Raw genomic sequence first — 10,284 nt, forward strand, 5'->3', positions numbered from 1 at the left:
CGGGCTCGATAGGCTACCGGGCATGAAGCGGCCAGATCCGGACGTTCCGCCGGCTTACGATGAAGCGCTGAGAATCGCGCGGGATCTGGCGCAGGATTCCGACTCTCTCCTCCCCTACAGCCACCGAGAGCTCGAGAATGCCCGCTACGGGCAAGGTTTCGCCTTCCTCCAGAAGATCGGAACCGACCGCGGCGAAATGGACGGCTATGTCCTGGTGACCGCGACCGGCTACGGCAGCGGGCTACTGGGAGGCGGACGCACCATCGACACGGTAATCGCCGAACACTTGGCCCGAGCCGAACATGCCAACAGAGACATCCCCGACAGCGAACTCTCGGCAGCGCACCGCGTGGCGCTCGAGGCCTACGATGCCGGCCTCACACGCATAGACGAGATGCCTGGGCGCGCAGCGATCGATGCCCAGACAGCCGACTACGCCGAGTACATTCTCATCGTCCTACGGCACAGCAGCAACCGGGGACTCTCCGGACGTAATATCCTCGCCCGCAATGATTTCCTGCTGCACAGTCCGGACGCCGGTCGCCGCTACACGCACCCCTGCCCGCACTGCCGGCGCCCGGCGATTCACGAGGAACGCTACCCCCGTTCGGTCTGTGATGATTGCCGGAGTCGCACTACCGACCGCGCCGGGCGCCGCGTCACCGGTTTCAATACCCATCTCAGTGGCGGAATGATCGCCTACTACGCCGACACGCTCGACCGATCGGACGACTCCGGCTCCCGCGAGGAAGAATGCGTCGAGGTCACCCGAACCGGTATGTGTTTCATCGACGGGCACCCCGCGACCATGGAAGAGGGACGTTTCGGTGGGATCGTCGTCCAGATGGCCTCCGGCTGACCAACCTCGGCCAGTCATGGAAATTTCGGACCCGCTGATGCCGAGGTTCACCAAAGTGACAGCGTCGCCCCACCCTGCCAGCCGCACCGGCAGGTGCCGGTGGCCGTGGGAAACCCCGTCTTCTGGGAGCACGGCTACGAGGGCGCCTCGATGACCGAGCTCACCCCGCCATGGGCATCAACAAGCCGAGCCTCTACGCCGTGTACGGCAGCAAGGAAGAGTTGTTCCGCCGGGCCGTCGTGCGCTACCGGGAGACCTATGTCGCCTATGCGGCGGACGCGCTGGCACAGCCCGGCGGGTTCGACATGATCGAGAACTACCTGCACGCCTCCGTCGATGCCCTCACCGGCGCGGGACATCCACTCGGCTGCCTGACCATCCAGGGTGGTCTCGCCTGCTCGGACGCCAACAGCGGTTTCTCCGACTTCTTGGCCGAATATCGGGGGAAATATGCTGTCCGCGTTGACAAATCGACTGGCGCGCGCCGTGGCGGAGGGCTGTTTCACGCCGCAGACCGGCCCCGCCGCATTGGCCCGATACATCGCGACCGTCGGTCAAGGTCTCGCGGTCGACGCGGCCGCCGGTGTCAGTCGGGAGGAACTGCATACCAGCGTGGACATCGCTTTGCGGGCGGTCGCCGCGTTCGTCCCCGAGACTCGGTGATCGATCGGTTTCGCCCCCGGACGATCCGAGACGATGCTCTCCGCCCAGCGGACGACTGCGGTCGCCGCGGGTGATGCCCTTGTGGGACGGCGGGTTCAGGGGCGTTGTTCCACCCAACTACCCTGACCCTCGGGCTGGTCTGAGCCGCCGGTTCGGGCTCACGTCCGAAGCATCACCCGAGGTCGGCCACGCGATCAGGAGGAGAAAGAATGAGCCGCGTCCCACCACCGGTCATCGCCGCTGCGGCCGCCGGGGTCCAGTATCTGCAGACCCGAGACCGGCGACCGACCCTGTGGTCGGGCCTGGCCGCGGCACCCTTCACCGCCGCGGCGGCGACGCTGGCCGTCTGGGCGGTGAGCCGCTTCGCCGACGAGGGCACCACGGTCAACCCGATCAGCTTCGCCAACGTGACCACTCTGGTCACCGACGGTCCCAACCGGTTCACACGGAACCCGATGTACCTGGGGTTGGCCAGCGCGCTGACCGCGCACGCGGTGTTGCGACGTTCGGCCTGGGCGTTGTTGCCCGCCGCCGGGTTCGTGGCGCTGATCGATCGCATCCAGATTCGGGCAGAGGAGGAAGCACTCGCCGAGCGCTTCGGCGAGCAGTACGAGGAGTACTGCACCCGGGTGCCACGGTGGATCGGCCCGCCGCGCGCCTGATCGACGGGCCGACCACCGGTGGGATCAGGGTTGATGATCAGAGCTGGAGGGCGCCGGGCCGCACGGGCCGGAGCCGATGATCGGTTCCGGCCCAGAAGCCAGGGTGACTCAGGTTGCTCGCAGCCATTGATCGAGGGCTGCGAAGTCTTGGTCGCTGAGCCCTCGGAATGACTCGATGCGCCGGAGGAGCGCATGGCTGGGGTGATGTGCGGCGACCCAGTTGTGGTCGACGTCGGTGATCTCGTCGTCGACCCAGGCGAACGGGCGGCCGGCGGCCCAGTCTTCGGATCAGGCCGATTCTGTCCCCGGCCGCGCACGTGAGTGGTGGTGGCGACACAAGAGGCGATTCGTTACGCTCCGCGAACTCGAAATATGTATTCCGAAGGCGGTGTAGCGGTGACCTCCCGGCAATTCCTGTTCGCTCTCTGGGGCATCGGAGAAGATCTCGCGCGCGGACTGGGCGAGGCACTGGCCCGATCGGGGGCGAGCGAAGCCGTCCTCAATGTCGGCGACTCGCACGTCGCCGGGGCGATGCTGCGCCTGACAGCATTCGACGCACCCGTCGAGGCCGTCGTCACGCTCACCCTCGCCGCCGAAACCGCCGTGCCCGGTGTGGTGGACGTGCTCACCGCCCGATCGGGCCGCGTCGCGGGCTGGCAGGTCGACGTCGTCGCGCCGCTTCCGCCCCGGCCGACCACCGTCGGCGAACGCGCCGAAGGGCTGGCCAACCTGGCGTTCCTGCGCAAGCCCGCCGACCTGCCCTACGAACAGTGGCTGGAATGCTGGCGCGGCAAGCACACCCAGGTCGCCATCGACACCCAAGCCACGTTCGGATACATACAGAACCGAATCGTCGAACCGGTCACCCACGACGCCCCGGAGATCGTGGCCGTCGTGGAAGAACACTTCCCGATCGAGGCGATGCACGACATGCACGCCTTCTACGGCAGCGGTGGCGACGATGCCGAACTCACCCGGCGGGTCGGCCTGATGATGGAAAGCATCGCCACCTTCGGCGCGGACCGCGACATCGATGTGGTGCCGACCAGCCGCTACCGCTTGATCTGACCCACCCCGTCGACGGCGCAACCGGAGCCGACTGCCTGGCGGGCGTGCTGGACGAGCCGGGTCGGCGATCGCAGTAGTGGTTCGACGTGGGAATCCACCCACTCCGGTAACGTGCGGCGACACAAGCCGATAGGCAGTTCATGGACGCCAAGCACCTACGCAAGATGTCCGCAGTCGCCGCGGCCACGGCCGCACTCGTGATCGGTGCGAGCGCCCCCGCATCGGCGAGCAACCATCTCCACGTCGAACTCCCCCTGGTCACCACCGCCGCCCATGGTCTCGGCTGCGCCGGTGATGTGTGGGCGGTCGGCAACGTCTACCCGAACGGCCCGCACGGGCAGGTCGATCTCCAGCTCAAAGGCTGGTTGAAGGTCTTCGGCGTGCCCGCGCCCTGGTGCTCGGTCACCGCGACGGTGCACTGGCGCAATCTCGATACCGGCGCGACCGGCGCTGCCTCGGATTTCCTCGGCGACGGCAACGGTTTCCCGTTCTGGTGGGTGGCGCCGCAGATCGGCAATTTGCGCTTGCACACCGGACCGGGCCGAGTGGAGTTCACACTCGCCACCGACCTGCCGCACACCCCGAGCGTCACCACCTTCACGGTGTACTGACGCCCTGCGCGCACCCCTCGCGAGGTCAGGCGCCTGGGGGCTCCCAGCAGTCCGGAGGTTCGGGACAGCCGAGTACAAGTCGCACGTAGTGTGGCGGCACACTGTCGATTTGAAGAATGATCTTGTCACCCTGTATCATCGGCAAAAGGCTGTCGAGCAGCTGTCGCGGCCGCCGGAACCGTGCCCCGAGGTCGGAGCGGACAGGCGTCGGCATCGCGGAATGCCGCGTTGCCGCTGGTCTGTCACGGTGCCTCTGATCGCTCATGTGTGCACGAGCGAGGGCAGACAGCACCCTGCACGACTTCGCGAACGTGAGATGCGAACGCGAGAAGGCACCGACCTTCGGATTCGGTCCCGGCGGGCAGATCGACGTGGTGGGTTGGTTCTCCGCTGATTGCTCAGCCGAGTGTGAAGGTTGCCCGTCCCGCGATGTGCTGCAGTTCAGGGTGCTGCGGGTAGCTGTCCTCGGTGGTGATGATGGAGGCTTCGATCCGGCCGACACCCGGGCTCATGCCCATGCCGATGATGACACCGCCCGGCGCATCGATGGTGCCGTTTCCGTCGACGCGATGCGATTGTCCATCGGCGTAGCCGGAATCCAGATTGCGCCAGCGAACCGCGACCCGGTACGCAGCGCACCCGTGGCCGGTCTGCGTGATCTGCACCTTGACCCCGAACTGGCCTGCCCGCTCCTGCGGAACGGTCACAGCATTGATCACCGCCGCGCAATTGCCACCGGGAACCAGTGTGAGGGTGGGAGTGAACTCGACGACGGGATCGGTGGGGGAACCGGCAGCGGGTCCGGCGAACCCGACCGATGCCGTGGCGATCGTCGCGGCGAGGAGGGCAGTTCGACGGAAAGCCCGCGAACGGCGAGCAAGATTTCTTGAGTGAGTCATGACAGGTAGGTCGACTCGCGGCGTGAAATCGTTACTACCCCAATCCTTTCCAGCTCGGTTCACCGCTTTGTGTCCGGCATGGGCAAACGCACCGCACAGCGACTCGGCTCCGCACCGCTGCCCGAGATGCCACAGTTCCAGCGCCCCGGACACGACTTCGCCCCCACCGCAGGGGACGAACGGTGGGGGCGAAGGCTACTGCCGGCTACTTCGGCGGCAGGCTCATATTGCGGTTCATCATCGGCAGTTCGATGCTGATCGGCATCCGCAATTCGGACAGGTAGAGCAGCGCCGCTTGGCGCAGGAACTCGTCGAACATCCAGTAGACCTCCTGCGTCGGCGGGGCCACGGTGAGCAGCCCTTCGCGCACGGCGACGAACGGCCCCCAACTGAACCGCAGCAGCGGGTCCCACACCAGCTCGCGCGGGATGTGCAGATCGTCGGCGATCCTGTCGCCCAGCAGGAAACGGGTGAACGAGCCGAGCACCGGCTTGGTGAGGATCGCCAGGTCCAGGCCGGCGCCGAGACTCAACAGCCGGTCGGCGAGCTTGATACCTTCCGGGGTGGCCATGAGGATCGGGTCGAGTACCTGCGCGGCCTGCGCGTTCGACTCGTCCCAGGAGTTGGGGATGTACTCGTCGCGGATGCCGAGCATGTGCCCGGCCAGCTGCCACGAATGCAGGAAGCCCTCGGACTCGTTGGCCGGGATCGGCACCTTCCAGTTGACGAAGTGGCGCATGACCGTGGTGGGCAGACTGTGCCAGGTGACCATCATGTCGTTCTGACTGATGGGGATCTGCTCCTCGGCCGAGGCCGTCCAATGCGGCGACTGCGGCAGCAGGTGGCGCACGGCGGCGTGCACCATCCGGGTCTTGACGCAGGTCACGATCATCTGGCCGTCGTCGGCATAGGCATTGGCGGTGCCGATGTCGTAGCCGAGCTTGGCGGTCTTGGAGATGCGGTCCTTGAGGTCGTAGCCGCCCTTGGAGTAGTAGACCGAGCGCGCCTCCTTCGGGATGACCGTGCTCATCATGCCGCTGGCGAAGCCGTAGAGCACGCCGAGGTAGAGCCCGCGCTTCTTGTTGAAGTCGATGGCGGCGTTCAGTTTCCCGTGATCGACCCACTGCGGCAGCCTGCGCGCGTATTCCATGAACTCGCGCACGTCGGCGGGCAGACCGGCGGGCAACGGCTGGCCGTTCGCGGTCCACTGGCGCAGCGCTTCGTTCACCTTGGGCACGTCGCCGCGATCGATCACCGAAGCGATCAGCTCGTCGACCTCGGGATCCCACACCCCCATCGGGTCGGCTCCCGCCCCCTCGCCCGCCACCGACCCCTGCGGTGACCACGTCCAGGGCTCCGCCCTGGCTGGTGACGCGGCGGCGAGCGCGCCGACGGCGCCCACCGCCCCGAGTACACCTCCGGCCTTCAACGCATCGCGCCTGTTCAATCCCTGCATGTCGCCACTCCTCATTGAGTCCGAGCATCGTGGTGTCGACGGACGACGGCCCCACCCGGGGCCCTCCGTCTGACCTAGTGATCAGAATACTCAGTAACTTAGCAAGACTCGCGCTGCTTGTCTCCACTTCTACGTAGATTCATATATGGCACAGGTGATTCCTGGGGATCTGTGTCGAGAAACAGAGGAAGGCGGGTCTACATGCGGTGATGCCCGAGAAATCCGCAATGGCCATGTCCTGCGCGGATGCGAGAACGGACCCCGGTCAGTTCCAGGAAACTCGCCACAGCCTTCGATAACAGCTGATCACTTAGCACTCCGGCGGCGGACACGCTCGACCGCGGCACGACCGGCGCGGTCACCGGATCAGTGCGCAGAGCCCGTCGAGATCGCCTCGGTGTAGACCGCAACCAGGCGCGCGAGATGCCGTGACTGGCGCGATCGGTCGGCCAGGGCTGTCAGCGCTCGACGCATGGCGGGCAGCCGGGAGCGGTCCTGCGCGAGGGTGCGCAGTGCCTCGGCGAGGGCGGGCACCGACGAGTCGGCGGCGCGCAGACCGCCGGATGCGGAAATGGTCTCGGCGAGTTCGGGATCGCAGTAGACGACCGGCAGGCCGGTGGCGACCGCCTCGAGCAGCACCATGCCCTGGGTGTCGCAGTCGGAGGTGAGCAGCAGGACGTCGTGCTCGCGCATGGCGCGCAGGACGGCGGCTTGGTCCACCTCGCCGTGCAGGCGGACGCGGTCGCCCACCCCTGACTCGGAGATCGCCACGCGCACCTCGTCGACGAGCCTGCCGCCGCCGTAGACGTCGAGGGTGCAGTCGGTGACCCGGCGCACGACCTCGACGGCTTCGAGGGGGCGTTTCTCGGGTGAGAGCCGCCCGCACCACAGCACGCGCAGCGGCGCGCACCCATCGGTCGCGGCGGCGACCGGAGTTCCGGCCGCGTCGTGTCCGGGTGGGTGGGACACCGAGCGCGAAGGTTCGCCGTCGTGCGCCGGGTCCGGACCCGACACGCTGTCGAGCAAGGCGTCGTCGATGCCGTTGGAGATCACGTGGATCGGGCGGTCGACTCCCCTGGCAGCCAGGCGGCGCGCGAAGTGCTCGGTGGGGACGGTCACGTGGTCGGCGGACCTGGCCTGAGCGATCAGCGGTCGCCAGGCCAGCCGGGCGACCCGGTCGTCACCGACCTCCACCGTCTTTCCACGCAGCGGGACGAACCAGCCGTGCAGTAGCCGCATGCTCAGTGCGGCGGACAACGGTGCGGGAGCGTATTTCTCGATGACGGTGTCGTCGCGGCTCTGCATGGTCTGGACGACGGGCAGGCCGTGCCGGCGGGCGGCGCGGGCGGCGAGGATGCCGCAGCCGTAGGTGGTCAGGGCGTGCACGATGTCGACCGGGCCGCGCGTGGCGAAGGCGGCGTCGATGGCGAAGCGGTTCGCACGCGTCGGCAGTACCATCGGCAGTCCCCCCGCCAGCGTGGCCAGCGGGATGGACCGCAGCAGCACGGTGTCGGCGTCGTCGGGAACGGGTTGCGGTGCGGGCGGGCAGAATACGGTGACCCGATGTCCTCGGCCGCGCAGTCCGGCGGTCAGGGCGCGCATCGCCGTCTGCACACCGCCCAGGGTGGCGGGGTGGAAGTCGGTGAACAAGGCGATGTGCACTGCCGCGTCGCCGCTCAGCCCGCGGCCTGCTTCACGAGCCGTTCCACCTCGTCGGCCGTGGCGACCACCCCGTTCTCGGCGGAGACCGCACGGCCGAGTTCTGCTGCCTTGCGGCGCGATTCGGGCGTCAGCGCGCCGGACAGTGCCTCGTACAGGCGGTCCTCGGTGAGCGAGGGGTAGGGGAAGCCGCCGCCGATGCCGAGCGCGGCCATCCGCCAGCCGTAGTAGAACTGGTCGCTGTGCACGCCGACGACCACCGCGGGCAGGCCGGAGCGCAGCACGTCGTGGGTATTGCCGCTGCCGCCGTGGTGCACGACCGCGCCGCAGCGGGGCAGCACCCGGTCGTAGTCGAAGGAGTCGACGACGAACAGCCGGTCGTCGTGGGTGGCCCCGCGGGGGAAGCCCTCTCCGCGCACCGTGACCAGCCCGCGCGTGCCCAGCCTGCGGCACACCGCCTCGATCAGGGTGAGGCAGCCGGGCGGGTCGAGGACGGGCATGCCGGTCATACAGAAGTAGACCGGCGGATCACCGGCGTCGAGCCAGGCGTCCAGCGCGGGGTCGACCGCCGCTTCGCCCCAGGCCGCGCGCAGCCGGGCGGGCATGACCGGCGCGCCCACCACGGTCGAGCGCTCGGGCCAGTCCGCCGGTTTCGGCAACAGCACCGGGCTCACCATGTGAATCAGCGGGATGCCCTCGTCGCGCATGCGGCGGAACGGGTTTCGCGGGCGGCCGCGCAGCCCCATCATCTCGCGGACCCGCTTGTCCACCTTGTGATAGGCGAAGCCGTAGGCGAGTTCGAAGCCGGTGTAGCTGGCCAGTCGCAGTCGTTTCGAGGAGATCATGTGCTTGACCATGAACGAGGACGGGAACTCCTCGGTCCGCTCCAGCGGATACGGCAGGCAGCCGACCACCGGCTGCCCGGTCAGCTCCCTGCGGTCCATCGCCCAGGGCAGGATGGAGGCGCACACGACCAGGATCTCGGCCGACTCGGCGGCCTCGGCCAGCGCTTCGTGCATCCGCTCGCCGCGCTCCCCCGCCATGATCTTCACGGTGTCGAGCATGATCTTGACGAACGGCAGCGTCGCGCCCGACGACAGCGCGCGCTTGGCGGCCTCGGTCTCGAGCAGTTCCGCGGAGTTGAACGGGATCACCACCGGCTCGAAGCCCGCCGCACGCACCACGTGGGCGTAGTTCTCGGTGGCCGTCATGACGACATCGTGTCCACGCGAGCGCAATTCGTCGGCCAGTGCGAGGTAGGGCTGGTGGTCGCCCCTGGTGCCTGCTGTCAGCAACGCGATACGCATACTCTCGCTTCCGTTCGTCGGCCGCGCGCGAGCGGCCGGGTGGTGACGACACTGCCGCGACGCGGACCCGATGTTAATGTCCGCGGGTGGTCGACGACACCCGCCCTGCTCTGCGGTTCGGAATTCTCGGCGCGGCCCGGATCGCGCCCGCCGCCTTGATCGCGCCCGCTCGGCGCAACCCGGAGGTGGACGTCACGGCGGTGGCGGCCAGGGATCGGGCGCGGGGTGAGCGGTTCGCGGGCAAGCACGGGATCGGCCGCGTGTACGACAGCTATCCGGCGCTGCTGGCGGATCCCGACATCGACGCTGTCTACATCCCGCTGCCCAACGGCTTGCACGGACGCTGGACCCGGGCCGCGCTCGAGGCGGGCAAACACGTGCTGTGCGAGAAGCCGTTCACCGCCGACGCGGCCGAAGCGCGCGAGATCGCCACGCTCGCGGCGCGATCCGGTCTCGTGGTGATGGAAGCCTTCCACTACCGCTACCACCCGTTGACGAAGGCCGCCGAAGAAGTCGTCGCCTCCGGCGAACTCGGGGCGTTGCGCCACGTGGAGGCCACGGTGTGCTTTCCGCTGCCGCGCTTCTCCGACATCCGCTACGACTACGACCTCGCGGGCGGCGCGCTCATGGACGCGGGCTGCTACGCCGTGCACATGGCCCGGCTGCTCGGCGGTGCGGAGCCCGACGTGGTCTCCGCGCAGGCGAAGCTGCGTGACCCGCGCGTCGACCGCGCCATGCTCGCCGACCTGCGCTTCGCCGCCGGTCACACCGGGCGCGTCCGCTCCTCGATGTGGTCGGCGGACCTGCTGCGGGTCGCCGTCACCGTGACCGGCGAGCGCGGACGCCTGCGCGTGCTCAATCCGCTGCTGCCGCACCAGGGGCATCTCCTGTCGCTGCGCACCGACGAACACCGGCTCCGCCGCCGGTTCACCCGCCGCACCTCCTACGACTACCAACTCGACGCCTTCGCCGATGCCGTGCTGCGCGACCTGCCGGTGGCGACCGGGCCCAGCGACTCGGTGGCCACGATGACCGTCATCGATGCCATCTACTCGGCCGCCGGACTGCCGCTGCGCCGGCCGAGTTGAGCCGCGCCCACG

The 10,284-nt window shown here is 68.3% G+C and carries 10 protein-coding genes; 6 read left to right on the forward strand and 4 right to left on the reverse strand.

Annotation, left to right across the window (positions count from 1 at the left end):
• Positions 1-22: 22 nt before the first annotated feature.
• From NS3_RS07240 to NS3_RS07255, 5 genes are all read left to right on the forward strand, one after another.
• Positions 23-859, forward strand: a complete 837-nt coding sequence (locus NS3_RS07240) for a hypothetical protein (protein WP_067855636.1) — start codon at positions 23-25, stop codon at positions 857-859.
• 462 nt (positions 860-1,321) lie between these two features.
• Positions 1,322-1,522 (forward strand): hypothetical protein, encoded by a 201-nt coding sequence (locus NS3_RS28930; RefSeq protein ID WP_157101225.1) that lies wholly within the window; start codon positions 1,322-1,324, stop codon positions 1,520-1,522.
• A 209-nt stretch (positions 1,523-1,731) separates the two neighbouring features.
• On the forward strand, positions 1,732-2,184 hold the full coding sequence (locus tag NS3_RS07245) for a methyltransferase family protein (RefSeq protein ID WP_067855638.1): 453 nt from the start codon (positions 1,732-1,734) through the stop codon (positions 2,182-2,184).
• Between the two features lie 396 nt (positions 2,185-2,580).
• Complete coding sequence (locus tag NS3_RS07250) at positions 2,581-3,252, forward strand: type 1 periplasmic-binding domain-containing protein (RefSeq protein ID WP_245649499.1); 672 nt, start codon at positions 2,581-2,583, stop codon at positions 3,250-3,252.
• Between the two features lie 140 nt (positions 3,253-3,392).
• A complete protein-coding gene (locus NS3_RS07255; RefSeq protein ID WP_067855645.1) occupies positions 3,393-3,863 on the forward strand; it encodes a hypothetical protein in 471 nt (156 codons plus the stop codon).
• Positions 3,864-4,261: 398 nt separating this feature from the next.
• On the opposite strand, the gene NS3_RS07260 is transcribed toward NS3_RS07255, so the two are convergent.
• The 4 genes from NS3_RS07260 to NS3_RS07275 all read right to left on the reverse strand — a co-directional run bounded on the left by NS3_RS07260 (position 4,262) and on the right by NS3_RS07275 (position 9,184).
• Positions 4,262-4,915 carry a hypothetical protein gene (locus NS3_RS07260; protein WP_245649500.1) on the reverse strand — a complete coding sequence of 218 codons (654 nt, stop codon included), beginning with the start codon at positions 4,913-4,915 and terminating at the stop codon, positions 4,262-4,264.
• A gap of 52 nt (positions 4,916-4,967) precedes the next feature.
• The gene (locus NS3_RS07265; RefSeq protein WP_067855652.1) at positions 4,968-6,218 is read right to left on the reverse strand and encodes an oxygenase MpaB family protein; all 1,251 of its coding nucleotides are present in this window, start codon (positions 6,216-6,218) and stop codon (positions 4,968-4,970) included.
• 366 nt (positions 6,219-6,584) lie between these two features.
• The gene (locus NS3_RS07270; RefSeq protein ID WP_067855655.1) at positions 6,585-7,880 is read right to left on the reverse strand and encodes a glycosyltransferase; all 1,296 of its coding nucleotides are present in this window, start codon (positions 7,878-7,880) and stop codon (positions 6,585-6,587) included.
• Positions 7,881-7,894: 14 nt separating this feature from the next.
• Positions 7,895-9,184, reverse strand: coding sequence for a glycosyltransferase (locus NS3_RS07275; RefSeq protein WP_067855658.1), 1,290 nt, complete (start codon positions 9,182-9,184; stop codon positions 7,895-7,897).
• Between the two features lie 86 nt (positions 9,185-9,270).
• Between NS3_RS07275 and NS3_RS07280 the strand changes: the two genes are divergently transcribed.
• Positions 9,271-10,272, forward strand: coding sequence for a Gfo/Idh/MocA family protein (locus NS3_RS07280; protein ID WP_067855661.1), 1,002 nt, complete (start codon positions 9,271-9,273; stop codon positions 10,270-10,272).
• Positions 10,273-10,284: the final 12 nt, after the last annotated feature.

This window comes from Nocardia shimofusensis NBRC 100134, from assembly GCF_001613125.1.
Taxonomy (GTDB): Bacteria; Actinomycetota; Actinomycetes; order Mycobacteriales; family Mycobacteriaceae; genus Nocardia; species Nocardia shimofusensis.